Annotated in this window: 23 protein-coding genes and 1 pseudogene; 14 read left to right on the plus strand and 10 right to left on the minus strand. The window is 65.9% G+C overall.

The genetic code is table 11. The features are described 5' to 3' along the window. Nucleotides 1-144 precede the first annotated feature (144 nt). The 4 genes from QCD75_RS10725 (at nt 145) to QCD75_RS10740 (ending at nt 5,474) form a co-directional block, all read left to right on the plus strand. A complete protein-coding gene (locus QCD75_RS10725) occupies nt 145-1,083 on the plus strand; it encodes a proteasome assembly chaperone family protein (RefSeq protein ID WP_301228421.1) in 939 nt (312 codons plus the stop codon). 34 nt (nt 1,084-1,117) lie between these two features. Further along, nucleotides 1,118-2,449 carry an MFS transporter gene (locus QCD75_RS10730; RefSeq protein ID WP_301228423.1) on the plus strand — a complete coding sequence of 444 codons (1,332 nt, stop codon included), beginning with the start codon at nt 1,118-1,120 and terminating at the stop codon, nt 2,447-2,449. Between the two features lie 74 nt (nt 2,450-2,523). Continuing rightward, on the plus strand, nt 2,524-3,813 hold the full coding sequence (locus QCD75_RS10735; RefSeq protein ID WP_301228425.1) for a DUF4192 family protein: 1,290 nt from the start codon (nt 2,524-2,526) through the stop codon (nt 3,811-3,813). A 323-nt stretch (nt 3,814-4,136) separates the two neighbouring features. Then, a complete protein-coding gene (locus QCD75_RS10740) occupies nt 4,137-5,474 on the plus strand; it encodes an RNA polymerase sigma factor (RefSeq protein ID WP_226759874.1) in 1,338 nt (445 codons plus the stop codon). Between the two features lie 207 nt (nt 5,475-5,681). Here the strand turns inward: QCD75_RS10740 and QCD75_RS10745 are convergent, their stop codons facing one another. After that, nucleotides 5,682-5,903 carry a DUF7455 domain-containing protein gene (locus tag QCD75_RS10745; protein ID WP_226759873.1) on the minus strand — a complete coding sequence of 74 codons (222 nt, stop codon included), beginning with the start codon at nt 5,901-5,903 and terminating at the stop codon, nt 5,682-5,684. A gap of 236 nt (nt 5,904-6,139) precedes the next feature. Here QCD75_RS10745 and QCD75_RS10750 point away from each other — a divergent pair, with 236 nt between their 5' ends. Continuing rightward, nucleotides 6,140-8,248 carry a DNA gyrase/topoisomerase IV subunit B gene (locus QCD75_RS10750; protein ID WP_301228428.1) on the plus strand — a complete coding sequence of 703 codons (2,109 nt, stop codon included), beginning with the start codon at nt 6,140-6,142 and terminating at the stop codon, nt 8,246-8,248. 251 nt (nt 8,249-8,499) lie between these two features. Here the strand turns inward: QCD75_RS10750 and QCD75_RS10755 are convergent, their stop codons facing one another. The 4 genes from QCD75_RS10755 to QCD75_RS10770 all read right to left on the minus strand — a co-directional run bounded on the left by QCD75_RS10755 (nt 8,500) and on the right by QCD75_RS10770 (nt 11,594). Next, nucleotides 8,500-9,489: a M56 family metallopeptidase gene (locus QCD75_RS10755; RefSeq protein WP_301228430.1), complete on the minus strand. Its 990-nt coding sequence runs from the start codon at nt 9,487-9,489 to the stop codon at nt 8,500-8,502. Between the two features lie 6 nt (nt 9,490-9,495). Then, entirely contained in the window at nt 9,496-9,882 is a 387-nt protein-coding gene (locus QCD75_RS10760; RefSeq protein ID WP_024368330.1) for a BlaI/MecI/CopY family transcriptional regulator, read from the minus strand. A 290-nt stretch (nt 9,883-10,172) separates the two neighbouring features. Further along, nucleotides 10,173-10,886: a GAF and ANTAR domain-containing protein gene (locus QCD75_RS10765; protein ID WP_301228433.1), complete on the minus strand. Its 714-nt coding sequence runs from the start codon at nt 10,884-10,886 to the stop codon at nt 10,173-10,175. A gap of 27 nt (nt 10,887-10,913) precedes the next feature. Beyond that, nucleotides 10,914-11,594 carry a GAF and ANTAR domain-containing protein gene (locus QCD75_RS10770; RefSeq protein ID WP_301228435.1) on the minus strand — a complete coding sequence of 227 codons (681 nt, stop codon included), beginning with the start codon at nt 11,592-11,594 and terminating at the stop codon, nt 10,914-10,916. Between the two features lie 404 nt (nt 11,595-11,998). On the opposite strand from QCD75_RS10770, the gene QCD75_RS10775 reads away from it, so the two are divergent. Continuing rightward, complete coding sequence (locus QCD75_RS10775; protein WP_301228437.1) at nt 11,999-12,517, plus strand: hypothetical protein; 519 nt, start codon at nt 11,999-12,001, stop codon at nt 12,515-12,517. Then, on the plus strand, nt 12,514-12,900 hold the full coding sequence (locus QCD75_RS10780; protein WP_301228439.1) for a DUF6221 family protein: 387 nt from the start codon (nt 12,514-12,516) through the stop codon (nt 12,898-12,900). Before QCD75_RS10775 ends, QCD75_RS10780 begins: the two co-directional genes overlap by 4 nt. Here QCD75_RS10780 and QCD75_RS10785 read toward each other — a convergent pair. Beyond that, complete coding sequence (locus QCD75_RS10785; RefSeq protein ID WP_301228541.1) at nt 12,887-13,456, minus strand: maleylpyruvate isomerase family mycothiol-dependent enzyme; 570 nt, start codon at nt 13,454-13,456, stop codon at nt 12,887-12,889. The two genes, QCD75_RS10780 and QCD75_RS10785, sit on opposite strands and share 14 nt — an antisense overlap. A gap of 316 nt (nt 13,457-13,772) precedes the next feature. Between QCD75_RS10785 and QCD75_RS10790 the strand changes: the two genes are divergently transcribed. Continuing rightward, nucleotides 13,773-14,531, plus strand: coding sequence for a VOC family protein (locus QCD75_RS10790; RefSeq protein WP_301228440.1), 759 nt, complete (start codon nt 13,773-13,775; stop codon nt 14,529-14,531). A gap of 43 nt (nt 14,532-14,574) precedes the next feature. Here QCD75_RS10790 and QCD75_RS10795 read toward each other — a convergent pair whose 3' ends face one another. The 3 genes from QCD75_RS10795 to QCD75_RS10805 all read right to left on the minus strand — a co-directional run bounded on the left by QCD75_RS10795 (nt 14,575) and on the right by QCD75_RS10805 (nt 18,008). After that, on the minus strand, nt 14,575-15,603 hold the full coding sequence (locus QCD75_RS10795; RefSeq protein WP_301228442.1) for a cytochrome b/b6 domain-containing protein: 1,029 nt from the start codon (nt 15,601-15,603) through the stop codon (nt 14,575-14,577). Nucleotides 15,604-16,236: 633 nt separating this feature from the next. Further along, on the minus strand, nt 16,237-17,220 hold the full coding sequence (locus QCD75_RS10800; protein ID WP_301228444.1) for an electron transfer flavoprotein subunit alpha/FixB family protein: 984 nt from the start codon (nt 17,218-17,220) through the stop codon (nt 16,237-16,239). An 11-nt stretch (nt 17,221-17,231) separates the two neighbouring features. Continuing rightward, nucleotides 17,232-18,008, minus strand: a complete 777-nt coding sequence (locus QCD75_RS10805; RefSeq protein ID WP_301228446.1) for an electron transfer flavoprotein subunit beta/FixA family protein — start codon at nt 18,006-18,008, stop codon at nt 17,232-17,234. Between the two features lie 232 nt (nt 18,009-18,240). Between QCD75_RS10805 and QCD75_RS10810 the strand changes: the two genes are divergently transcribed. From QCD75_RS10810 to QCD75_RS10825, 4 genes are all read left to right on the plus strand, one after another. After that, nucleotides 18,241-18,837 (plus strand): TetR/AcrR family transcriptional regulator, encoded by a 597-nt coding sequence (locus tag QCD75_RS10810; protein WP_301228448.1) that lies wholly within the window; start codon nt 18,241-18,243, stop codon nt 18,835-18,837. A 7-nt stretch (nt 18,838-18,844) separates the two neighbouring features. After that, the gene (locus QCD75_RS10815) at nt 18,845-20,041 is read left to right on the plus strand and encodes an SGNH/GDSL hydrolase family protein (RefSeq protein ID WP_301228450.1); all 1,197 of its coding nucleotides are present in this window, start codon (nt 18,845-18,847) and stop codon (nt 20,039-20,041) included. Between the two features lie 165 nt (nt 20,042-20,206). Further along, nucleotides 20,207-21,298, plus strand: coding sequence for a glutamate decarboxylase (locus QCD75_RS10820; protein ID WP_301228452.1), 1,092 nt, complete (start codon nt 20,207-20,209; stop codon nt 21,296-21,298). A 26-nt stretch (nt 21,299-21,324) separates the two neighbouring features. Further along, nucleotides 21,325-22,194: a class II glutamine amidotransferase gene (locus QCD75_RS10825; protein WP_301228454.1), complete on the plus strand. Its 870-nt coding sequence runs from the start codon at nt 21,325-21,327 to the stop codon at nt 22,192-22,194. Nucleotides 22,195-22,534: 340 nt separating this feature from the next. Here the strand turns inward: QCD75_RS10825 and QCD75_RS10830 are convergent. Then, nucleotides 22,535-22,777, minus strand: a pseudogene (locus QCD75_RS10830) (NAD(+)--rifampin ADP-ribosyltransferase); the annotation flags it as partial. A 259-nt stretch (nt 22,778-23,036) separates the two neighbouring features. Here QCD75_RS10830 and QCD75_RS10835 point away from each other — a divergent pair. Beyond that, complete coding sequence (locus QCD75_RS10835; RefSeq protein ID WP_301228456.1) at nt 23,037-24,638, plus strand: cytochrome ubiquinol oxidase subunit I; 1,602 nt, start codon at nt 23,037-23,039, stop codon at nt 24,636-24,638. A 36-nt stretch (nt 24,639-24,674) separates the two neighbouring features. Then, complete coding sequence (gene cydB / locus QCD75_RS10840) at nt 24,675-25,724, plus strand: cytochrome d ubiquinol oxidase subunit II (RefSeq protein WP_301228458.1); 1,050 nt, start codon at nt 24,675-24,677, stop codon at nt 25,722-25,724. Nucleotides 25,725-25,728: the final 4 nt, after the last annotated feature.

A 25,728-nucleotide genomic window follows, 5' to 3' on the forward strand; every position in this document is an offset into this window, starting at 1 on the left:
GCGGGTGTTCAATTGAATGAGAGCTGGGGCACACCCCGGTCAGGAATGCTCCCGAACTCCGGGGCGTTGTACCCGGTAGCAGGGGCGCAGCCCCGCACGGCCCGTCCGGCCGCTCCCAAATGACTACGACGAAAGGAACATGCCGTGATTGAACGGATTTCCGGCTCCTTGCTGGACCCCGAATCGCTCTACCTGCGTGATGACGCGCTGTTCCACAGCCCCGAAATGCGCGGACTGAACCTCGTCATGGGATTCACCGGATTCGCTGATGCAGGGCACGTCGTCCGGCAGATCACCGGCGAAATGCTGGAGACGCTGGACTCGGAGATGGTGGCCGAGTTCGACGCCGACCAGCTGATCGACTACCGGTCGCGCCGCCCGCAGATCAGCTTCGTCGAAGACCACCTGCAGGACTATCAGGCGCCGCGCCTCGCGCTGTACCGTCTGGTCGACGGGCTCGGCAGCCCGTTCCTGCTTCTGGCCGGGTTCGAACCGGACCTGCAATGGGAGCGGTTTGCCCGCGCCGTCATTGGCATCGTCGAGGAGTTGGACGTCAACCTCGTCACCTGGATCCATTCCATCCCCATGCCGGTCCCGCACACCCGGCCCGTCGGCGTGACCGTCCACGGCAACCGCCCGGACCTCATCGAGGGCATTTCGGTGTGGAAGCCCACCGTCGAGGTGCCCGCCGCCGTCGGCCACATCCTCGAACTGCGGCTGACGGAAGCCGGGCGCAACGTTGCCGGCTACGTGATGCATGTGCCGCACTACCTGGCCGAAGCCGAATACCCGACGGCCGCCGTCGCCGGACTCGAATACCTGGGCGCAGCCACCTCGCTCATGCTGCCCACCGACCGGCTCCGCGAAGCGGGCCGGGAAGTCGGACGCCAGATTGCCGAGCAGATCGAGGCATCGGAGGAAGTGCAGCAGGTGGTTTCACGGCTCGAAACCCGGTACGACGAGAACGCCGAAGGCACCGTGCGCCGTTCCCTGCTCGCCGACGAGAACGACCAGCTTCCCAACGCGGACGCCCTCGGTGCCGCAGTGGAGGCCTACCTGGCAAGTAAAGAACCCGGGGAATAAATACTATTTTTCCATCCGCGGGCATAATGGGGGAGTGACTTCACCCCGCGCCTGGCTGATCTGGATTATCGGGATCTTTGCGTACCTCGTGGCGGTCAGCCAGCGCACCTCGTTCGGCGTGGTGGGACTCGAGGCTACCGAACGCTTCCACGCCAGTGCGGCCGAAATTTCCTTCTTTACCGTGCTGCAGCTCCTCGTCTACGCCGCGCTGCAGATCCCGGTCGGCATCCTCGTGGACCGCTTCGGCTCCCGGGCGATGATCGCCGGCGGCGCACTGCTGATGGGGCTGGGCCAGCTCCAGCTGGCGTTCACCGAGAACATTCCCGGCGGCGTCCTGGGCCGCGTGCTGGTGGGCGCCGGGGACGCGATGACTTTCATCTCCGTGATCCGGCTGATCCCGATCTGGTTCGCCCCCGCCCGCGTCCCGCTGCTGACGCAGCTGACCGGAATGTCCGGCCAGCTCGGCCAGCTCATCAGCGTGGTGCCGTTCGCGATGATCCTGCACCTCGCCGGCTGGACCCCCGCCTTCCTGACGCTGGCGGCCATGTCGGCCCTTGCCGTGGTTCTCGTGCTGGTCCTGCTGAAGGACCGTCCGCCCGGGCACCCCGCGCCGGAATCCTCCCAGGGGCTGCGCGCCACCGGGGTCACGCTCGCCCAGGCATGGCGGCAGCCAGGAACCCGGCTGGGACTGTGGAGCCACTTCACCGTCCAGTTCAGCGGCACCGTGTTCGCCATGACCTGGGGCTACCCCTTCCTGATCTCCGCCCAGGGCCTGGACACCGCCGTCGTTTCCGGGCTGATGACGTTGTACGTGGCCGCGGCCATCGCTGCCGGGCCGCTGATGGGCAGCTTCGTCGCGCGGCATCCGCTGCGCCGGTCCACCATGGTGCTGCTGATCTCCGCCGCCACCGCCGCGGCGTGGGCGGCGGTGCTGCTGATTCCGGGCCGTTCCCCGCTGTGGCTGCTGGCCGGGCTTGTGGTGGTGCTCGCCATCGGCGGCCCCGGTTCCATGATCGGCTTCGACTTCGCCCGCACGTTCAACCCGGCCCACCGGATCGGGACCGCCACCGGGATCGTGAACGTCGGCGGCTTCATCGCCTCGCTCATCGCCATCTACCTGATCGGCCTGGTCCTGGACGTCCTGCACGCCACCGGGTTCTCCCAGGGCGAGCTCTACGGGCTCGATCCGTTCCGCATCGCCCTGAGTGTGCAGTTCCTGCTGCTGGCGGGAGGATCGGGCGCGATCATCTTCATCCGGCGGAAAGTGCGGCGCCAGATGGCAGCCCAGGGCGTTGTGGTGCCTCCGCTGCTGACAGCCCTCGCCGAGCAGCGCAGGGTCAGCGCGGAGCGGCGCCGCACGCCCTGACCGCCGCTCACGGGTTGTCCACATAGGACGCGCGGACACTAACGCAGGGCTGCCAGGACCGCGAAGCTGGCTCTATGACAGCTCCCGATCATCTGAGAATCACCGGCCCGGAGGACATCCTCGGGTTCATCCCCCATTCCCTGGGCTACTGGCCGGCCCGCAGCGTCGTTGCCATGACCCTGCAGGGCAAGCGGCTCGGAGCAACGCTCCGGGTGGATCTCCCCGGCGAGGGCGGCAGCCCGGGCAGCTGCGGTTCCGCCGGGCTGGCTGCCTTCGCCCGATCCGTGTCGTCCTACCTGGAAGCCGACGAGGACGCCGACGGCTCGCTGCTGGCCCTGTTCACCGAAACCGATGGGGACGGCACACCCTGGACGGAACTCCTGACCGAGCTTGAAAATGCGCTGGCCGACGCCGGCATGCCGGTGCGGGACGCCTGGCTCGTCGGGGCGGACTACTGGCGCAATGCCTATTGCCTCGATCCGTCGTGCTGCCAACCGCCGGGGCGGCCGGTTGAGGAGATCAGGAACAGCCGGCTGAACGCCGAGATGGTGTTCCGCGGCAGCACTGTCGGCGCAGCCCCCGGAACATCCCTTCGCACCCCGCCGGGGGCAGCGGATCCCGCCGTGCTGGCGGCCCAGCGGGACTGGGAGCAGCTGTTCTCTGCCTGCGGGCGGGACAGGTCCCAGTTCGGCCAGGTCCTGGACGTCTGGTCGCGGGTGTTGGACGCCCCGGCACCTGGCCAGAAGCTGGCGTCGGACCTCACGGGCTACCTGCGAGCTTCCCTTTGCGTCCCACCGTGGCGCGACGCCATCCTCGTGATGGCAGCTGCGGGGCCTGCGGCCGCGCAGCGTGGCGCCGAGGACTTCGGGGTGTTCGACGGCGGCTGGCTGGACGCCCGACGGGGCCGTTCCCTGGCTGAATCCAAGCCGGTGACGTCGCCACTGGCTCCTTTGCCGTTGCTGGAGGGCTTCCCTGCCCCGACCCCGCGCCACGGGCGGGACGGCAACAGCGGGGGATCCGCCAGCGACCCAGTACCGGAGGTGCCCGGCTATGGCGAGGTCCTGCTGGGGCTGGCGCCCCCGCTGCCGGACTGGACCTCGATGGCTCGCCTGGAACGGGTCCTTGAGCAGGTGGGCGCTGCCGGCGGCGAAGCGGGAGCCGCCGCGCTGACCGGGCAGGGCTGGATCGAATGGTGCCGCGGCAAAGGATCCTTCGCGGACGCACTGTTCAGCCGCGCGGACGAGGAGCACCCGGGCTACCGGCTGGCGGAACTGCTGGGCGAGCTGGTCCGCCGCGGAACACTCTGCGGCTGGGCGCGCAGGAGGGAGACGGCCTGGCAAAGGTTCGAGCCGGACGTCGCCTGATCCCGGGCTGATCCCGGCCTGCGGCGGCGCCGCAGATCAGCGAAGCCGGCCCACGGCGCCGGTGGCAGGATATTGCGCCCCCGCGTCCCGGTTCGGTGCCGATCCGGAAAATCGTGAGACAATGGTTGCTGAGACCCGGTTGGGTCCGTGTATTAAGTGCTCATAGTGGACCTTGGAAACAGGGAACATTACGGTCGCCCCAGGAGTTCTACTTAGTGGCTCTGCTGGTCGTGATTGCACCTGATGTGAAACACGGACTTGACAGGGTCATAGTGGTGTTGCCCGTATGGTGATTCCACAGACCGCTGCTAGAAAGGTTTTCTGTGACCCCGTCTTCCGCGAAGAAGGAACCCGCCGACCAGGCCGTCTTGTCCCCCGAGGAGAAGAAGGCGGCGACGAGCGCCAAGCGCGCTGCCACGCGTGCAGCCAACAAGGCTGTCAAAGACGCAGCCCTGGCCGAAGGTGGCGACACCGCCCTGGCGGCCGCCAAGCCCGAACCCAAAAAGCGCGGGCCCAAGCCCGGCGCCAAGGCCGCGGCGCAGGCCGCCGGCAAAGCCGCAAACGGTGACGACGACACCGATGAGGACGTCGAGGTTGACCTGGACGATGTCGTGGTCGAGGCCGTAGAGATCGGTGAAGACGGCGAGGAGATCCCCGGCAAGGCCGCAGCAGCCACCACCGGATCCGGCTTCGTCTACTCCGACGCCGACGATGACGATGCCCCGGTCCAGCAGGTTATGTCCGCCGGCGCCACCGCTGACCCCGTCAAGGACTACCTGAAGCAGATCGGCAAGGTCGCCCTGCTGAACGCCGAGCAGGAAGTCGACCTCGCGCTGCGCATCGAGGCAGGTCTCTTTGCCGAGGAAAAGATCAACGCCGACGACGGAACGATGGATCCGAAGCTCAAGCGCGAGCTCGAATTCGTCATCCACGACGGCAAGCGTGCCAAGAACCACCTGCTGGAGGCCAACCTCCGCCTTGTCGTCTCCCTCGCCAAGCGCTACACGGGCCGCGGCATGCTGTTCCTGGACCTCATCCAGGAAGGAAACCTGGGCCTGATCCGTGCGGTCGAGAAGTTCGATTACACCAAGGGCTTCAAGTTCTCCACCTACGCCACCTGGTGGATCCGCCAGGCCATCACCCGGGCCATGGCCGACCAGGCCCGCACCATCCGCATCCCGGTGCACATGGTGGAAGTCATCAACAAGCTCGCCCGCGTGCAGCGCCAGATGCTGCAGGACCTCGGCCGCGAACCCACCCCGGAAGAGCTGGCCCTCGAACTGGACATGACGCCCGAAAAGGTCGTCGAGGTCCAGAAGTACGGCCGCGAGCCGATCTCCCTGCACACCCCGCTGGGCGAGGACGGCGACTCCGAATTCGGTGACCTCATCGAGGACTCCGAAGCCGTCGTCCCGGCCGATGCAGTGAGCTTCACCCTGCTGCAGGAACAGCTGCACTCGGTGCTGGACACCCTCTCCGAACGCGAGGCCGGCGTCGTCGCCATGCGTTTTGGCCTGACTGACGGACAGCCGAAGACTTTAGACGAAATCGGCAAGGTCTACGGCGTCACGCGCGAGCGGATCCGCCAGATCGAATCCAAGACCATGTCCAAGCTGCGGCACCCGTCGCGGTCGCAGGTCCTCCGGGACTACCTGGACTAGGCAAAAAACCAAACAACGCGGGGTCACTTCCCGCCCATCATCCTCGAAGGAATGGGCCGGAAGTGACCCCGCGTTGGTCGTTAAGGGTAGTGACCCTAAGGGTAGTGACCCCGCGTTGGTCGTTCGAGCGGACCTGTTAGGTTAACGCCGAAGGGCCCCTCCGCGGTGGGAGGGGCCCTTTTCTAGTTGGGCTCGTTCTTGAAGGGTCTAGTCGACGGGAACCGGCGGCTTCTCGTTAAGACGACCCGTCTCGTCGTGCCAGTCAGAGCTGAGCGGCCTGAGCGTCGGTTCTACGGCGCGGGCGTGGTGGCCGCAGAAAAGAAGCTCACCCCCGGAGGCGCCGAGAACAACCCGGACATATGCCTGTGCTCCGCAACGATCGCACCGGTCGACGGTGCTAAGTGTGCGGTCCGCAACTGCTGTTGTCATGTTCGGCCTCCTTGGTAGATCGGTATACCTATATAACCAGCATTCGCGGCGAAACCATGGCTCGGATTGCCCACTTTCGCTGTACGCGTATCACGTCTCGGTAACGGCTTCCGGCGCAGGGGGTGGCCGGGGAGTGGCAGCACACCGGACCGCGGCACTCCGACTAGGCTAGGAAGAGCGCCAAATGCTTGCCCGTTCCATGGCAGCCGTCCCGTTCCTGAAGGAGTCTCCGCCCCGTGGCACCTAGTTCTGATTACACCGCCCGGCACCTCTCCGTGCTGGAGGGCCTCGAGGCCGTCCGTAAGCGCCCAGGCATGTACATCGGTTCCACAGACTCCCGCGGCCTGATGCACTGCCTCTGGGAAATCATCGACAACTCGGTCGATGAGGCCCTCGCCGGATTCGGCCATGACATCAAAATCATTCTGCACGCGGACAACTCGGTGGAAATCCACGACGACGGCCGTGGCGTCCCGGTGGACATCGAACCGAAAACCGGGCTGAGCGGCGTCGAGGTCGTCTTCACGAAACTGCATGCGGGCGGCAAATTCGGCGGCGGCTCATACACGGCCTCGGGCGGGCTGCACGGCGTCGGCGCCTCCGTGGTGAACGCGCTGTCAGCCCGCCTTGACGTCGACGTCGACCGCGGCGGCAAGACCTACAGGATGTGTTTCCGCCGGGGCGAGCCCGGCCGCTTCAAGGACACCGGCAGCAAGCCGGACCCGGCCTCTGTCTTCTCGCCCTTCGTCGACGGTTCCGTCCTGGACGTCGTGGGCAAGGCCAAGCGGGGCGTCACCGGCACCCGGATCCGCTATTGGGCCGACCGGCAGATCTTCACCCCGGATGCCAAGTTCTCCTACGACGAGCTGGCGGCCCGCGCCCGCCAGACCTCCTTCCTGGTCCCCGGGCTGAAGCTCACCGTCCGGGACGAACGCCGGCTCCCCGGCACGCCCGGCGAGTCCGGGCCGCATGAGGAGGTCTTCCACCACGACGGCGGCCTTTCGGAGTTTGTCGACTACCTCGCCGCGGACCCTGCCGTCACGGACATCTGGCGGCTGCACGGCGCCGGGAAGTTCAAGGAAACCGTCCCGGTCATCGATGAGAAGGGCCACAGCCAGCTGACGGAGGTGGAACGGGACTGCGAGGTCGACGTCGCACTCCGCTGGGGCATCGGCTACGACAGCACGGTGCGCACCTTCGTCAACATCATTGCCACCCCCAAGGGCGGCACGCACCAGACCGGCTTCGAACAGGCGCTCCTCAAGACGTTCCGCAAAGCGGTCGAAACCAATGCCCGGAAACTCAAAGCGGGCAACGACAAGATCGAAAAGGACGACATCTTCGCGGGGCTCACAGCCGTCCTCACCGTGCGGCTGGCGGAGCCGCAGTTCGAGGGACAGACAAAGGAAGTCCTGGGCACCTCCGCCGTGCGGGCCATCGTGGCCAAGGTGGTGGAACAGGAGATCAACGCGAAGCTGACCTCCTCCCACCGCAACGACAAGGCCCAGTCGGCGCTGCTGCTCGAAAAAGTCGTCAGTGAGATGAAGTCGCGTATCTCCGCCCGCGTCCACAAGGAAACCCAGCGCCGGAAGAACGCCCTCGAGACGTCCTCCATGCCCACCAAGCTCGCGGACTGCCGCACCGACGACGTCGCCCGCTCAGAACTGTTCATCGTCGAAGGCGACTCCGCCCTCGGCACAGCCAAGCTGGCGCGCTCCTCCGACTTCCAGGCGCTGCTGCCCATCCGCGGCAAGATCCTCAACGTCCAGAAGGCCTCTGTGGGTGACATGCTCTCCAACGCCGAATGCGCGGCCCTCATCCAGGTGGTGGGCGCCGGGTCCGGCCGGAGCTTCGACATCAGCGCGGCCCGGTACGGCAAGGTCATCCTGATGACCGACGCCGACGTCGACGGCGCCCACATCCGCACCCTCCTGCTGACGCTGTTCTTCCGCTACATGCGGCCGATGATCGAACACGGCCGCGTCTTCGCCGCCGTCCCTCCGCTGCACCGGGTGGAGGTCATCAACGCCGGCCAGAAGGCCAACGAGATGATCTACACCTACTCCGAGGCGGAACTGCATGTCCTCCTGGACAGGCTTGCCAAGGAGGGCAAGCGGTACAAGGAGCCGATCCAGCGCTATAAGGGCCTGGGCGAGATGGACGCGGAGCAGTTGGCCGAGACCACCATGGACCCCCGGCACCGCACCCTGCGCAAGGTCGGGATCGAAAACGCCAAACAGGCCGAAGAGACCTTTGATCTGCTGATGGGCTCCGACGTCGCGCCCCGCAAAGACTTCATCATCGCCGGAGCGGCGAGCCTGAACCGGGAGCGCATCGACGCCTGACCTACCCCTTAGGGGGCTGGTGAGGGGTGTCTGGTGGCCCGCATTGTGGTGGCCGCGGCCGGTTTACGCCAGTGGCCAAGTGCCCTCTAACCCGGATGGCCTCGTTCCGATAGTGTCGTCTCACGGCCCCGGGCAATGGCGCCCGGGGCCGGCTTCCGGAACTGGCAACGTGGAACTTGGACACAAGGGCACAAACTGCCCAAGTAGTCTCCGGGCCTCAGCACGGGCCGCGCACAATCAGCAGGGCGGGCTCAGCCCAGCAGGCCGGGGACAATCAGCAGTGCAGTTGGGACCGCCAGCAGCAGCACACAGGCAGCCAGGACGGCCGCGCGCAGGGGTTCCGGGAGTGGAGGCTGCGGGGACAGCAGGCGGCTGACGCGCGACGCCGTCGTCCGGGCTGAACCGGCGCCTCCGGTGGCTCCGGGCTGGCCGGGCTCGACGTCGGACAGGTCCGGCTCGCCAAAGGCCATCCGGGCGCCGTGGGCGCCGGGGGAGCCGCTGGCCACAATTGCGATGGCCTTGATCAGGGTGGCCCTGCTCTCGGTCTTCAATGCGACGTCGTCGGCGAGCATTTCAATCAGCGAGCTGACCGCTTCCTGCGCCAGACGGGTGGTGGGGAGCCACGGCAGCGCCTGCCGCCAAGCCGCAAAAGCCCAGAGCAACAGATGGTGTCGCTGGTCCAGATGTGCGTTCTCGTGGTTGAGGACCGCGCGCAACTCGGCGGGCTCCAGGGCCGCCATGAGCCCGTCGGAGAGGACCGTGACCGACCGGGCGCCTCCGGGCAGGCAGTACGCGACGGGGGAATCGACACTGATCACCATGGTCCGCGGGCCGTCAGCGGAGGGGGAGGCGAGCAGTGCAAGCAATTCGCGGTGCCGCCGCCGCTGGCGCTGGATCTTGTAATACGTCAGCAGCAGAGTAAACACGAGGTGAGCCGTCAGGAGAGCCGCGGCCGAGAGCGCAAATATGTGCCAGAAGCCCAGCGCCGTGGTGGGCGCATTGTTGAAGACCATCCCGGCGAGTGCCCGCAGGCCCGCCAGCAGGTTATCGCCGACCGGTTCCAGGCCGTAGACAAGCATGGCGCCGATCATGGAGAGGCCGCCGGCGAGGGCGATTGCCTGCCAGAGCAACATGGCCGTGAACGGCGAACGGGACGGCCACTGGGCACGGGACAGAATGATAGGCACCGGCCAGGCCAGCACTATCGCGAGGACCGCCAGAAACCATGAGGTCCAAAACATCGGGCGCTAGCTGAGTCCCAGCAGCTTGCGCAGCGTTTCTGCCTCGGTGTCGGTGACGGAACCAATGAAACGGGCCAGCACTGCCTCGCGGTCCGGTGCGGATCCCAGGACCTCGTGCATCAGTTCAGCGGTGTGGTCTTCACGGCTGGAGACTGCCTGGTAGCGGTGCGGACGGGTGCCGCGTTCACGTTCGACCAGGCCCTTGCGCTCAAGGCGCGAGAGCACAGTCAGCACCGTCGTGACGGCCAGGTCCTTGCCCTCGTGTCCGGCGGTACCGTTTTCCGCGCGGGTGCTCTGTGCAAGCAAATCCCGCAGGGTGTTCGCCGTTGCAGCCTCATGGCCTGCCCAGAGCAGGTCCATCACTGCCCGTTCCAGTTCGCCGAGACTTGCCATTCCATACATCCTTCGTGACGACCGCTCCGGCCAATCGACTCGGCCGGGCGGTGGGTGAATACCTCTGACTCAAATTTACCGTGTTTTGCAGATAGTTTCTACATGAGGTAGAAGTGGCTGCCGCGTGTCGCCCGTTTGATCTCTGCGTAACGGATTGGCCGCGACGGAAAGGCCGGCCGACTGTGCTGCGAACGGCCGTCCAGCTGTGGAGGAGGCGGGGCTACGGCGCAAACCCTGGCCAGCCAGACGGAAAGTCTGAGGGCACCCGCGTTGAGAACCCGCTGTTTGGGCTAGACAGTAATTTTGCGGGTGATGATCTTGTCGGCTGTTTCGTAAATCGTCTGGTTGTGGGCGCGGGCATAGCCGCGCAGCAGCGCGAACGCCGCGTTCATGTCTACATTGGAGGTGTGGGCGATCACGCCCTTGGCCTGTTCGATCAAGATGCGGCTGCTCAAGGCATGCTGCAGTTGTTCGTTGATCAGGGCGCTTTCCCTCGCGGCGCGTTCCTGCAGGAGGGTGATGGTTGCCACGTCTGCGAAGGCTTGTGCGATTGCGGCGTCGTCGGCGGTGAGGGGACCGGTCTCGTGGCCGAAGAGATTCAAGGCACCGATGGTCCGGCTGCGCAGGCGCATGGGGACGGCGTGCAGGGAGCGGAAGCCCTGGGATAGCGCAGAGGACTGGAACAGGGGCCACGGTGAGCCCTGAGCTTCGATGTCATCGATGGTTACGACAGCTCCGGTCCGGTAGCAGTCCACGCACGGACCCGCACCAGCCTCGAGCTGGAGGACTTCCACCAGCTGGCTTTCCTCGCTCGTTGAAGCCATTACTTGAAGGTCTCCGGCCGGATCGACGAGGACGAGTCCTGCGGCAGCGGCGTCAAGAATGCCGACGGACTCATCCACCAGTGTGTGCAGAAGGTCGAAGACGTCGTAGTCCGCCACGAGTGTGTTGGCTATCTTGACGAAAGCGGCACTTACGCGTCCGGCGCGGCTGATCATCGCCATACCGGAATTCTACTGTATGCGCCCAACTCAGCCGCCCCCAGGGGTGAAGTCGAGGCTTCTGCCGACCACGTCCCGGGCGACCTCCCGGACGGTACGTCCATGGGCGAATGCGTGCGCACGCATCAGCAGAAGTGCGTCACGTGCTGTAGTCCCGGCCTGTGCCAGGACCATCCCGGTTGCCTGGTGGACCTCGCGTCGTGACAGGGGAGAGGCATCCGGCGGGGCGTCAGCGCCGTCTCCGGGGACGAGGGTGAGGAGCTGGCGCAGCAGGCGCCAGGTGGTGGCGTCGGCCAGCTGCAGGGCTGTGGATTGCTCTGCCGGGCTCAGGGGGCCGGATTCAGAACTGTAAAGCTCCACGACGCCGATATCCAAGGCGCCGAGCGCGAGCGGGAAAACGAAAAGAGCCGCAACATCGAGCTCCAACAGGGATTTAGCAAAGACCGGCCACGCGGCGTGCCGTCCCCTGCGCACGTTCGGCAGAAGCACGGGACGGCGGGTTCGAAGTGCCTCCCAGCGCGGGCCCTCCCCCAGGTCGAACTGCAGCTCGTCGACCTTTGCCGCCACTGAGTCGCTGGCACACACCATTGTCTCCGGTGCCAGACCGGAGAACACTGAGATCGCGGCTCCGGAGATCGGCAATGACTCGAGGAACCCGGTGCACAGGCCGGCATCAAGTCCCTCCGCCATGGAGTCTGCGTCATCACCCATGCCGGGCATCCGGACGAGTCGAATTGAAGACGTCGAAACCCGGCGCCGGGGGAGATGGCTGCCGTTCAATCGGCCGGTACGAAATACTGGCCATGGGGTCGCGCCTCCTCGGCCTGGTCGGAGTGCCATCAATCACGATGGAACCCCCTGCGTGTTTGTTTCAGTTTATGCCTGCCCCAACGTGAGCCCCACGGCGCCACCAGTTCCCCTTTTCTGCCGTTGCTGCCACGGCGGCACCTACCCGATTCCGGGCGCCCTACCGCCTTGAGCCAAGTTCAGATAAAATGGCCGTGTTGCCCTGGACCCCGGTAGCGCCATTATTCGGCGAACTATCCAAGAGGATTCCACTGATGCCAGGCAACCCCAACCTTAGACCCGCTTCCGTGCACCCGTTCCACCATTCCTTGGCCATCACCGACACTCCGCGCCCTGAGCGCTGGAAAGCCAACGAACAGCAGGTCGGCCAAGCGGATGACGGCGGTCAAGTACCAGCGCCACAGGCACAGGCACAGGCACAGGCACGACAGCAGGTGCTGGCGGCCGAGCTTGCCGACTTCTTGTGGAGGCGACAGGAGCCGGGTCTTGACCAGCTGCCGTCGTCCACCAGTGTCCGCGGTAGCGCGCAGGATTCCGGAGTATGGCGGGATCAGCTGTTGGCAGAGATCGAAGAGCTCGCTGGGGCGCTGAGGGAGAAGGTGGCCCGGTACTCGGGGTCGCAGGCAGCCCAGTCTTTCGCCCAGTCCGCGGAACCAGCCGACGAGACTGCCATGGTGTGGATTCAGGACGCGCTTGAGGATATTGCCGCGACGGCCTTGGGCATTGAAATCGCGTCACGCGAACTGTTCTTCCGGGCAGCTTCGGCCGGGGAGCAGGATGCGAAAAGCGAAACGGCCCGGGAGCAAGCAGCAGGATCCGCAGAATGACCAGCCCCGTCGAGGACGACTGGACCTATCTCGTGGAGTTTCTGGAGGCGCGCATCGGGGAGCAGGAGTCTGCCATCCGGGTGGGAACATTCGCCTCGGGGACCGACGATCCCGGACGCAACGACAAAGCTTCCCTGAGTCAGCTGATGCTGGATGAGTGCGCCCAGAAGCGGGCCATCATTGCCAGCTGGAAAGAAGCTGCCGATGCCGAAGGGATCACCGATCTCAGCGAAGCCGAGGGGACCGTAGCCGTCGCCCGCAGGTCAATGTTGACCATCCTCGCGGGTTCCCATCGGGAGCATCCGGACTACGACCCGGCCTGGTCACCTGATCTGCCAACTGAATTGACCGGAGAGACTGGGCCCGGGTTCAGGTTGCAGTAGGCTCGCCGGTTTCGGGCGGGGGCGGCAGGAGTCTTCGCCGGATTTGGTCGGCTCCGCTGCCGGTAAGTTCGTGCGCCGCTGCCGTCCTGCCGGCGAGAGTTGTGACCGGCGCTGATGCGCTTCCGATGACTTCGGCGCCGGTGCCGTACCTCCAGCCAGAGTCGTGGGCGGTGAAGGCGAGCCCCTCCAGCAATCCTGGCTTGAGCGCCCTCCGGGCCTGGGGGCTGGTCAGCTGTTCCAGGACGATGTTGGCGCTTTGCGGGTCAATCGTGTGATCGACGCCAAGGGGCCGATAGATGTCTTGGGCGTGGATGACCAGGTGGCTTAGTGGCGCCTCGGCGGGGGCGCCAGGAATGCGGAAACGCCCCTGCCCGGTGGCGCGGAGGGCTTCCACGATCTGTGCGTTGGGCCGGGTGTCTCCCGTCGCCCATCGGTCAGCCATCTTGTCGAATTTGAAGCCTGCGGCCGCCATGTTGACGAGGAAACGCGGCACCGTCAGGTGGTAGGGCATGAGCAGGTGCACGACGGCGTCCCGCACGCGCCATCCGGCGCACAGGCTGGCCGAGTTTCACCGCTCGTTGTCCAACGCCTCCAGCACACCGAGCATCCGGGTCCGCTCGGCACCGATCAAAGCTTCGATCTCATTCATGTCCTGCCCCTCTGGATCCGGCTGCACTGCTTTGACTTGCAGGCCGCTGAGCTTTCGCCAGCGTACGTCAGTTCCGTGTAGAGACCCAGCATTCCAAGGCAGCAGGAAGCAGGCAGCAGGCGGCAGGCAGCAGGTGCCCGCCCAGCCGGACGCTTGCCCGAAGGTGCCGGCGTGGGAAACAATGTTCCGGCCGGATCCAGCCAGGTCGAAAGGGATTTCTGCTATGACAGCGCGGGATACCTCCTCAGTCGGTGCGCCGTGCTGGGTCGACGCCTGGCAGCCCGATCCCCGGGCCGCCAAAGACTTCTACGGTCAGCTCTTCGGTTGGAGTTTCGACGACCCCATCCCGCCGCCGTCCGGTCTCGACGGCGACTACTACACCGCGCGCCTCCACGGGAAGCTGGTGGCCGGCATCGGGCAGGCACCGCCGCAGTCACCTCCGGGCTGGCTCACCCACGTCCGTGTCGAGGACGTCGGGGAGTCCTTGGCCCGTGCCGAGCGGGTGGGTGGCAGGCGCCTCGGGCCGTTTGATGCCGGCTCCGGTGACCGCTTTGCACTGCTCGCCGATCCTGCCGGTGTCCCCTTCTGCCTGCGGCAGGCGGGTGGGAACGACGGCGTCGAACTGGCCGATGAGCCGAGCTGTTGGGCCATGAGCTCGCTGCACACGCCCGATGTTGGACAGGCCCAGGCATTTTACGGGGCTATGTTCGACTGGGAGCTCAAATCGCTGCCGGATGTTCCCTTCTCGCAGTGGCTGCGCTCGGGCCGGGTTGTGGCGGTAGTGACGGCCACCGACGGCGTCGAGGTCCCGCCGCACTGGAGCGTGAACTTTGCCGTCACCGATGCCGACGCCATCGCCGAGCATGCTGTCGCCCTGGGTGGTGGCATCCTGATGGCGCCCGTGGACGCCCCGGGATTTCGAAGCGCTGTGATCAGGGACCCTCAAGGCGGCGTCGTCGCGGTCAGCGCACCCAGAGGCTGATCCGAGGTTCCGGGGCGGCTCCTTCCCATGCAGGCGTTGAAGCCTAGCGGCTGCTCACCTGGCCGAACAATTTCGCGACGGGTGCGAGCACGATCGGGCGGGCGGCGTACCACCCGGCCACCGTGATGGCGATGGCGGCCGTGAAGAGCCAGAACCCGACCCAGTTCACCGCGTCGGTGCCCCCGAACATGTGGTTCAGGTTGCGCAGCGCCCCGGTCGAGAACACCAGGAACACGTGGATGAGAATGAACAGCACAAAAAACAGCATCGTCGGGAAATGAACCGCGCGCGCAACCTCCACCGGGTAGATCCTGTTCAGCGTCTTCGCGTCCTTCGGCCAGAGCTCGCTCATGCGCACCCCCGTGATCGCCGCGAGCGGGGCCGCGATGAACACCACGAGGAAGTACATGAGCTGCTGCAGGCTGTTGTAGTTCACCCAGCCGTTCTCAACGGGCCAATCGAGGGTCATGTACTGCAGGAGCGCGGAGAGCGCATTCGGGAAGACCTCCCAGCTGGTCGGTACGATTCGCATCCAGTGGCCGGAGGCAAACAGCAGCACTGCAAAGATGAGCCCGTTGACCAGCCATAAGATGTCGAGCGACTGGTGCAGCCACAGGTTGATGCTGATTTTCTTGCCGCCGCGCTTGGGCGTCCAGAACGCCGGCGGCTTCTGCTGGGTGCGCACCTGATAGCCGGAGCGGATGATGAGTACCATCATGAAAATGTTCAGGAAGTGCGCCCACTGGGCCCACCACGGGAAGCCGGACTCGGCCGTATCGGGCAGGCTGTATTCGCCGGGGTACCTCGCGAGGAATTCCGGCACACCTGGCAGTGTCGTCACGCCCCGCGCGGCGAGCACAAGAATCGCTGCGGCGGCCACGGCGCCGAGCGCGAGGAGCACGACGCGCCTTATCCACTGACCCAAGGTGCGCGTACCGTAGAGCCTTGCCTCGGCCTTTGGCCTCGCTGGCTTCTCCGCCGCGACGGACTGTGCCACCGATGCCGGGGCGGCGGTGACCGCAGGTGCATTCGCGGTTACTGACGGCTCCGCCTCGGCAACGGTCTCCGCCACGCTGATTGCAGGGGCAGGGGCAGGGGCATGGGCCTGAGTGACGTGTTCGGGGGCTGCCTGCACCGCGGGGGCAGCAGCGGCCGCCGGAGCAAGTCCAGCCGGCGGCCACGGATCACCACTGGGGACCCGGGGAAGCCCGCGACGAAGCGGGGTGGTTCCCGTCGCCGGTGTGGCCGGTGCGGTGGCCGGGACAGCGGCAGGTGCTGCCACTGCCGGCAGTGCCTGCACTGCAGCATTTGCGGGCGGCGTGGGCGCGGCGCCCGCGGCGGGAGCGACGGACGGAGCCGCCACTGATACCGGAACCTCACCCGCTGGCGGCCAAGGCTCGCCGCCGGGCACGCGCGGCAGCCCGCGGCGAAGCTGCCGCGCCACCACGGCGCCTGCGTTCACTGACGGGACTGGAACGGACACCGTCGCACCCGGCGCCGTTTCCCGGGCAGCAGCGGGTGCGGCGGGCGTGGCAGCAGCAGGCGCGGCGGCCGCCGGCACGGCGGTGACCGAACCCGCCCCGGACACAGACGCCGACCCGGCTGCCGTGAGAATGCGTGCGGGCGCCCGGCCTGCTGCAGGCCAGGGGTCGCCACCTTCGACGCGCGGCAGGCCCCGCCGAATGGACTGAGACAGGGTTGCCATCTACTTCTTCCGAGCCTCAAGTGCGTTGATCAGCTGGGGTACCACCTTGAAGAGGTCGCCGACCACACCAAAGTCGGCGATCTCGAAGATCGGCGCGTCTGAATCCTTGTTGATGGCGACGATCATCTTCGAGGTCTGCATGCCAGCCCGGTGCTGAATCGCGCCGGAAATGCCCAGTGCGACATACAACTGTGATGACACGGAGACCCCGGTCTGGCCGACCTGTTGCGACTGCGGAATGTAGCCTGCATCCACCGCGGCACGCGAAGCACCAACGGCAGCGCCGAGGGTATCGGCGAGCTGTTCAACGAGGGCAAACTGTTCCTCCGACCCGAGGCCGCGGCCACCCGCGACAACCTTGGCGGCACCACGCAGCTCCGGCCGCGAGGTGGCGGCAACTGCCTCCTCGAACGCATCGATCCGCGCGGTCGGCTTGTCAGAGCGCGTCACAGCCAAGGCCTCCGACACCGGCGGCTGAGCCGTAGCACGGGCCTCGATGGAGCCCTGGCGAACCGTAATCACCGGTGCCCCAAACGTGGACGCTGACGTCACGTTGTAGGCGCCGCCGTAAACGGAGTGGTGTGCCACGACGCCCAAGTCATCACGTGACACTCCGACCGCATCGGCAGAAACCGCTGCACGGGTGCGAGCGGCGTAACGGCCAGCGAGGTCGCGCCCGTTCAGGGAATGCGAAATCAGGATCGCGTCCGGCTGCACCTGCTCCGCAGCGGCGGCAAGCGCGTCCACGCCCGGCACGCCGAGCTCGGAAGGATCCGGGGTCTCCGCGATCAGTACGCGCACGGCACCAAGGCCCGCGGCCTCCGCAGCGGCGGCGCTCCCGGCGCCGGGTGCGGCGAGTACCAATGCAATTGGCGTGCCGACTCCAGCGGCAGCGCCGAAGAGTCCGGGTGCAGCCTTCTCCAGTTCACCGGAAGACCGGGTTTCAACGACGACGAGGATTGCGTCACGAGGGAATTCAGTCATGTCGATGCTCCTTACGCCAGTCGGTTCTCTACGAGGAAGTCAGCGAGTTTCTCGCCGGCATCACCCTCGTCAATGATCTTTACGCCCGCCGCGCGCGGAGGCCTCTCTGCAACGGTCAGCATGATCGAACGCGCCGCCTCCGGGTTGTCCGCCGTGATCCCGAGGTCTGCGAGGGTAAGCAGCTCAAGAGGCTTCTTCTTCGCGGCCATAATTCCTTTGAAGTTCGGGAAGCGCGCCCCGGGAAGCGCTTCCGTAATGGAAATCACCGCGGGCAGGTTCGCCGATACCGTCTGCACACCGGCGTCAACGGGCCGGGACCCGGACACGCCGCCGTCGCTGATTGCTACGGAGCTGAGGCCGGTAGCATGCGGCACGTCAAGCAGTTCTGCAAGCATCGCGGGGATCATGCCGCCGGATCCATCGGTGGAGACGTTGCCAGTGATGACAAGGTCAAACCCAACGCGACGGATCGCTGCTGCAAGGGTTTCAGCCGTGAGTCCAAGATCCGCACCGCGAAGCGCTTCGTCAGAGACGTGGATGGCGCTCCCCGCGCCCATCGCAAGCCCCTTGCGGATCGTTGCCGTCGCACCCTCGGGAGCGAGGGAGAGGAGCGCGACTTCAGTGCCCTCGTTCGCGTCGGCGTAGGTCAGGGCCAGCTCCAGGGCCCGCTCGCCGATCTCATCAATGACCGCCTCGCTGGCTCCTCGATCGGCGAGGCCTGTTTCAAGGTTCAGTTTTCGGTCCCCGTATGTGTCGGGGACCTCCTTTACTAGGACGATAATCTTCATCGATGGCTCTTCCTGTGGCGGGCTTGTCTCTATGGAGGAGACATGTCGAAGCTCTCTTGAGTCTACGAAAGTCGCGGCGATCCTGGCGCACAGTGCCCGTGTCGTGAACTACGGCATCAGTCTTCGTCCTTGGCGGTGCGGGGCTATCGAAGAAGTTGGCCTAATGGTAGTAGTCTTTTGCCTACGACTATTAGGTTACGTGCGAAAGAACGTGGGAAAGAAGGAGCCGACCGTGGCACGAGCAGGCCTGACAGCCGAACGCCTCGCGCAAGGAGGAGCCGATCTTGCCGACGAAATCGGCTTTGAGCAGGTGACGGTTGCCGGACTGGCGCGCCGATTCAAGGTGAAGCCGGCGAGTCTGTATTTCCACGTCAGAAGCTCCGCGGACCTCAAGGCCCGCGTTGCGCTGGTCGCCCTCGCCGAACTCGCGGACCGTGCGTCGGAGGCTGTGGCCGGCCGGTCCCGCGAGGCGGCTCTCGCGGCTTTGGGGAACGCGTATCGGAACTATGCCCATGAGCATCCGGGACGTTTCGCCGCCATGCAACTGCGGCTCGACTCCGAGACGGCCGCGCGGAGCGACGGGCCGCGGCACACCCGCCTGATGCGGGCAATCCTCCGTGAATACCAGCTGAGCGAGGCTGATCAGACCCATGCTGTCCGCCTGCTCGGCAGCACATTCCAGGGCTACGTGAGCCTGGAGCTGAGCGGAAGTTTCAGCCACAGTGAGCCCTCATCCAACGAGAGCTGGGAGCACATCATCCACGGACTCCACATCCTGTTGCAGAACTGGCAAGTGCGCCAACCGGACACAGCAAACAACCGAGAATGACGAGGGCATGACAATCACTGACTGGACCACCACCACCCCCATCCCGGCTGCCTTCTTCAGGGGTGTCCTTGAACTCGAACAGACCGGCCGCGGGGTCCTGCCCCACCGACTCCCGGCGAGGGCACGCGTTCAGGCCAATGACCCGCAGTTGTCCATGGCGGTAGCTCAACCATCTGGTGTCAGGCTTGCTTTCCGGACGGGCGCCAGCGCTCTGGAGCTTGACACGCTGCGCTCCCGATCGACGTACTCCGGTGTGCCGCCGAGGCCGGACGGAGTGGTCGAGCTAGTCGTAAATGGCCAAGTCCTCGGCAGTTCCGTGACCAGTGGCGGGAACGCCGTGACGATCGACATGGCCACAGGAGCCGCCACCAAGGTGGTTGGCCCCGCCTGCACGAGTCGATTCGTGGACCTCCCGGAGGGAATCAAGGACATCGAACTGTGGTTGCCCCACAACGAGACGACGGAACTCATTGCACTTCGCACCAATGCATCGGTGGAACCCAGTCCACCGGCCGGGCGGCCGAGATGGCTGCATCACGGCAGTTCAATTAGTCAAGGATCCAATGCCACCCGTCCGACGACGATTTGGCCGGCGGTCGCCGGGCGCTTGGGTGGCGCCGATCTGACGAATCTGGGTTTTGGCGGCAGTGCGCTCCTCGACCAGTTCACGGCACGCGCCATACGCGACACACCCGCCGAACTGATCAGCCTAAAAATCGGCATCAACCTCGTCAACCTCGACCTGATGCGTTTACGCGCGTTCGGGCCGGCTGTCCACGGTTTCCTTGACACCATCCGCGACGGACACCCAGCGACACCACTGTTGGTCGTATCGCCCATCCACTGTCCGATCCATGAGAAAACCCCTGGGCCAGGCGCCTTCGACCCCGAGGCGCTCGCGGCCGGTGAGCTCCGGTTCCGAGCGACCGGAGACCCCTCCGAGCGTGCTGCCGGCAAGCTCACCCTCGGCGTGATCCGGGATGAGTTGAACCGGATCGTTTGCCAGCGGTCTCTGGACGACGCGAACCTGTACTACCTGGACGGCCGCGAACTATATGGAGAGCAGGACTCGATCGAGCTCCCGCTCCCAGATGCACTGCATCCGGATGCGGCAACGCACCAGCTGATGGGGGAACGTTTCGCACGCCTGGCATTTGCTGCAGGCACTGCGCTGTCGACTACCGGGTATCGATCCAACGTGTGATCCGATCGCGCAGACTCCAAGTCCCGGCGGGATCGCCCACGTGGAGCCCGCACGCTCGCGCAACCCGGCCTCCGCGCAGGTTGGGCGCAGCTGGCACTCCTTGTACCGTGAACTACGGGCCAGGCTGTGCTGTCGACGAGGCCGCGCGATTCTAAGGAGCTAGCTATGGGCAGGTCACACCGGACATCGCATCATGAACCCGACACGGCTGTTGAGCTGAACCCCCGGTTCAGCCGGCCGGGGGAGTCCACCATCTTTCCGCGCTTCACGATTCCCGACGGGGAGTCCCTGCCCTCGACCGCCTATCAGGTTGTCCACGATGAGGCGATGCTGACCCAACCTTGTCCTCAGCTCAGCTCAGCTGTCCAGGTGTGCTGGGAGAAATTCTGCAACTACTGGGAGGTGGAAGCCCGCTTTGTTCCGGTATCGGTGGAACACCCGATGCTTGACGGCCATGACCTGGACCGTTACGTGGACGAGAACACCATTGGCATCGTCGCCTACACCGGCATATACGAACCGGTCGAGCTTATCTCGGCAGCTCTGGACGAAATTCAAGTACGCCGTGGCCTGGATGTTCCCATCCACGTGGACGGGGCCTCCGGGGCCATGATCGCACCCTTCCTGCAGCCGGAGGTTGAGTGGGACTTCCGGCTCCCCAGGGTCGCGTCGATCAACACCTCGGGCCACAAATACGGACTGGTGTACCCCGGCCTCGGTTGGGTCGTGTGGCGGGACGAAGAGGCGCTCCCCGATGACCTGATCTTCCACGTCAGCTATCTCGGCGGGGACATGCCGACCTTCGCCCTGAACTTTTCACGGCCCGGCGCCCAGGTGCTGCTGCAGTATTACCTCTTTCTCCGGCTCGGCTTTGCCGGTTACAAGTCCGTGCAAGCCATGTCCCGCGACGTGGCGCTCTACCTCTCCGGCGAAATCGGAGCCATGGAGCCCTTCACCCTGTGGAGCGACGGGTCTGACATCCCGGTCTTTGCATGGCAGCTCACCGACGGCCACACCGGAAACTGGAACCTTCACCACCTGTCCGAGCGCCTCCGGATGAACGGGTGGTTCGTTCCGGCCTACCCCATGCCCGCAGGGCTCAGCGAGGTCACGGTGCAAAGGATCGTTGTCCGTAACGGCTTCACACGCGACCTCGCATCCAGCTTCCTGACTGACCTCAAAAAGGAAGTTGCCTACCTGGACGGGCTGACCGCGCCGATGCCCCCGCGCGGGCAAACACAGGCATTCCACCACTAGCCAGCGCTCGAGAGGAGGAGCTTGCCATGTGCCGATTATTCGGGCTGCACGCCGGTCCCCGACCGGTCCGCGCCACTTTCTGGCTCCTGGACGCCCCGGACAGCCTCGCCGAGCAAAGCCATCGGGAACCCGACGGGGCCGGCATAGGGACTTTCGATGCGGACGGCAGAGCCCGAGTGGCCAAACAGCCGCTTGCCGCGTGGGAGGACCACGCCTTCGCTCGCGAAGCGCGGGATCTGAAGAGCACGACGTTCCTGGCCCACGTGCGGTATGCCAGCACCGGCGCACACACCATGGTCAACACGCACCCGTTCGAACAGGACGGGCGGCTGTTCGCCCACAACGGCGCCTTCAGTGGTCTCGAACGGCTCGATCAGCATCTGGCCCGGCTTGGCGTGACAGACCTCGTTCAGGGTCAGACCGACAGTGAACGCCTCTTCGCGCTCATCACCGCTGAGACCCGACGGACCGGCGGCGACGTCGGAGCCGGGATCACCAGGGCGATCAACTGGGTCGCTGAGGAGTTGTCCGTCTTTAGCCTGAACCTCATCGTGACCACGGCTACGGATCTTTGGGCCGTCAGGTACCCGGCAACCCACGAGCTACACATGCTGGAACGGGACCCTGCCGCCGAACCGGCTCCCGCGGCCCCACTGAACGCCCGGAGCAACCGGATCCACTCCCGCAGCACGGATCTATCGCTCTCCCCGCATGTCCTCTTCGCTACCGAACCGATGGACCAAAACCCGGGCTGGCGTCCCATGGCACCCGGCGAACTGGTACACGTCAGCCCGGTCCTGGCGGTGACCGCCACCTTCCCCTTCCCGGACGCCCTTGCGCATCCCCTCACTCTCTCCGATCTTGAACCGTCGGCGGCGGCCTCCCAGAAGCCTTGACCCCGACGCCGGCCACCGAGCGGCCTGCGTTAACGAGAACGACGGCGGCGCTGCCACGTGCAGCGACCGATCATGAACTCGGAACTATGTGCAGCAAGTTCTTGAATATCGCTGGTGTGCCAATCAATTGGGAGCGATCGCAGGATCGGCCCGCGGCCGAGGGCAGCTCGGGGCACCCGGGGTGGGGCTGACTATCGGCGCTCGTTATCCGCGGTGAGGATCGCGGCTGCCTGCTGACTCCCCGTCCGGGTGCTCGTCTGTGCCGATGGAGACGCGCGTGCTGATGCGCCGAAGCGGCCGTCTTCGGGGGAGGTCAGCTGATCGCCTCCATGCCCAGACGCTAGAGTTCCTCAAGGTGGTTCCGGATGTCCTGAAGCGCCTCGGGGGAGTGCGGCTGCCAGTCAACGATCTCGTCAACCACCCGCAGAGGGACCCGGATGCGGTAGGACCTGGCCGGGTGGCCGGGGAACTTTTTGTCCGTCAGATTGGGGTCATCCTCAAAGGGGCCCTCGGGTTCCACGCGGTAGATTCTTTCCCGTCCCTCGCCCACACCGAGTTCCGCTCCCCAAGTGGCCGCGTCCAGGGTTTGCGGTCAGGTAGATGTAGTCCGTACGGGTCTGCCGTGGGTTCAGCAACAGCAGAGCCTAGTCCCTTAGAGGATAGGCCCGCCTCCAGGCACATTGTTCGCCGGCAACACTCCTGGGTCCCCGGCCAATCCATTGCGGGCCGATCCGCGCCGTGGGACGCTGAGGTGCAGGGAACCGCCAGACTGTTCTACACTCTGTAGAAGAATCTTTCTACGTTGTGTAGAAGTTGCTCGCCTAGCAAAGTTAGGGACTGCCTTGGACGCCTTGGAAATCGCACGCTGGCAATTCGGCATCACCACCGTCTACCACTTCATGATGGTGCCCCTCACGATCGGCCTGGGCCTGGTCGTCGCCGTCATCCAGACGATGTGGCACCGCACCGGCAAACCGGAATACCTGCGGATGACCAAGTTCTGGGGCAAGCTCTTCCTGATCAACTTCATCATGGGCGTCGCCACGGGCATCGTGCAGGAGTTCCAGTTCGGCATGGCGTGGAGCGAGTACAGCCGCTTCGTGGGCGACGTCTTCGGGGCGCCGCTGGCGATGGAAGCGCTGCTGGCGTTCTTCGTCGAGTCGACGTTCCTGGGGCTGTGGATCTTCGGCTGGAAGCAGCTCAAACCCGCCGTGCACCTGGCCTGCCTCTGGATCGCCGTGATCGGGTCGGCCTTCTCCGCTTACTTCATCATCGTGGCGAACAGCTGGATGCAGCACCCGGTCGGCGTTGAGATGATCAACGGCCGTCCCGTGATGACAGACGCCTGGGCGGTCTTCACCAACAACACCGCCCTCGTTGCCGTCCCGCACACCCTCTTCGGTGCCCTCGCCGTGGCCGGCGCCTTCCTGCTCGGCATCGCCTGGTACCACCTGTGGCGCCGCCGCCACGACGGGATCGACACCATCGGCGCCGACGGCAAGGTCATTCCCGGCGAGGCCGCCATCCCCGGCCGCGACCGCACCGACCACGCCGTCTGGATCCGCTCCCTGCGCATCGGCGCCGTCGTCGCCATGATTTCCTTCGCCGGCACCGCCCTCACCGGCGACCTGCAGGGCAAACTCATGTTCGAACAGCAGCCCATGAAGATGGCTGCCGCCGAGGCGGCCTGCCACGACGGCACCGGCTTCTCCATCCTCAGCGTCGGCAACGTCGGTTCCAAGAACTGCGACGACGTCGTCGCCGTCATCGAGGTGCCCGGGATCCTGTCCTTCCTCGCCAAGGGTGACTTCACCACCGAGGTCAGGGGCGTCAACAGCCTGCTGGACCAGTACAAGGCCGACTACGGCACCAACCTGCCGGATAACCCGATCTACGGGGACCGGGCCGGGCAGGAGATCCAGTACGTGCCGGTCATGGAGGTCACCTACTGGGGCTTCCGGATGATGATTGGCTTCGGCGGAGTGGCCGCCCTGGCCGCGCTCGCGGCCCTGTGGGTCACCCGCAAGGGAACCGTCCCGGCCTCTCGCGGCCTCATGCGGCTGGCCGTTTTCGGGATCCTGGCGCCGTTCGGAGCTAACGCCGCCGGCTGGATCTTCACCGAGATGGGCCGGCAGCCGTTCGTCGTCGCCCCGAACCCGGACCTCAGTGGGATCGACCAGGTCTTTATGTTCACGGCCGCAGCGGTTTCACCCGGCGTCTCGGCCGGCGAGCTGCTGACCTCCCTCGTGGTGCTGACCGCCGTGTACGCCGTGCTCCTGGTGGTCGAGGTCAAGCTGCTGGTCAAGTACATCCGCGGCGGGGTGGTTGCGGCCATGCCGGAACTCGCGCACGTCCCCGCCGACGAGAACGAGGACGCCACCCCCAGGGACGGTGGTCCCGGCAAGCCCGGGGGAACCGACGACGTCCTGGCCTTCGCCTACTAAGCCTTCGCACCCCAAGAAACGCAGAGGATACTGAGCATGGAACTGCTTCCCACCATCTGGTTCATCGCCATCGCGGTGCTGTGGACGGGCTATCTCTTTCTCGAGGGCTTTGACCTCGGAGTCGGGATGCTGATGAAGGGCTTCGCCCGGAACAATACCGAGCGCCGTGTGCTGCTCAACACGGTCGGCCCGGTCTGGGACGGCAACGAGGTCTGGCTGCTGACAGCCGGGGGCGCCACCTTCGCGGCATTCCCGCTCTGGTACGCCTCGCTGTTCTCCGCCCTGTACCTGCCGCTGCTGCTGGTCCTCGTGGCTCTCATCTTCCGCGCGGTGGCTTTCGAATACCGTGGCAAGGTGGACAACCCGCGCTGGCGTGCCCGCTGGGACTGGGCCATCTCCCTGGGCTCCCTCGTGGCGGCCTTCGGCGTCGGAGCGGCCCTGGCACTGACCACCACCGGCCTCCCGATTAACGCCAACGGCGACCGCGAAGGCGGCCCCTTCGCGTGGTTCAGCGCCTACGCTGTGCTGGGCGGCCTCGCCGTCGTCGGGTTCTCGCTGCTGCACGGACTCGCCTTCCTGGCCCTGAAGACCGACGGCGACGTCCGGCACCGCGCACGCCAGTGGTTCGTCCGGCTCCTGCCCGTCCTGCTGCTGCCGATCGCGGGCTGGGCGGTGAGCCTGCAGCTGCTCAGCGGCGAGATCTGGACCGTGCTCGCCGTCGTCGCCGCCGTGGTGGCCGCCGTTGTGGCCTGGAACTTCGCCCGCAAGGGTGCCGAAGGCCGTGCGTTCCTGTCCCTGGGCGCGTTCCTCCTGCTCGGCAGCGCCTCGATCTTCGGCGCAGCCTTCCCCGTTGTGCTGCCGTCCACACTGGACCCGGCCTTCAACCTCACAATCTCCAACGCCTCCTCCTCGGACTACACCCTGGGGCTGATGACCATCGTCGCCTGCATCGGGCTGCCGCTGGTCCTTGCCTACCAGGCCTGGACGTACTGGGTGTTCCGGCGCCGGGTGAGCGATGCGCACATCCCCGACGCCCACAGCTTCCTCCCCGCCATCGCCGCCAAAGCCCTGGCGCCCAAGGACTAGCAGC

Source organism: Arthrobacter sp. PsM3 (genome assembly GCF_030433895.1).
Classification (GTDB): domain Bacteria; phylum Actinomycetota; class Actinomycetes; order Actinomycetales; family Micrococcaceae; genus Arthrobacter.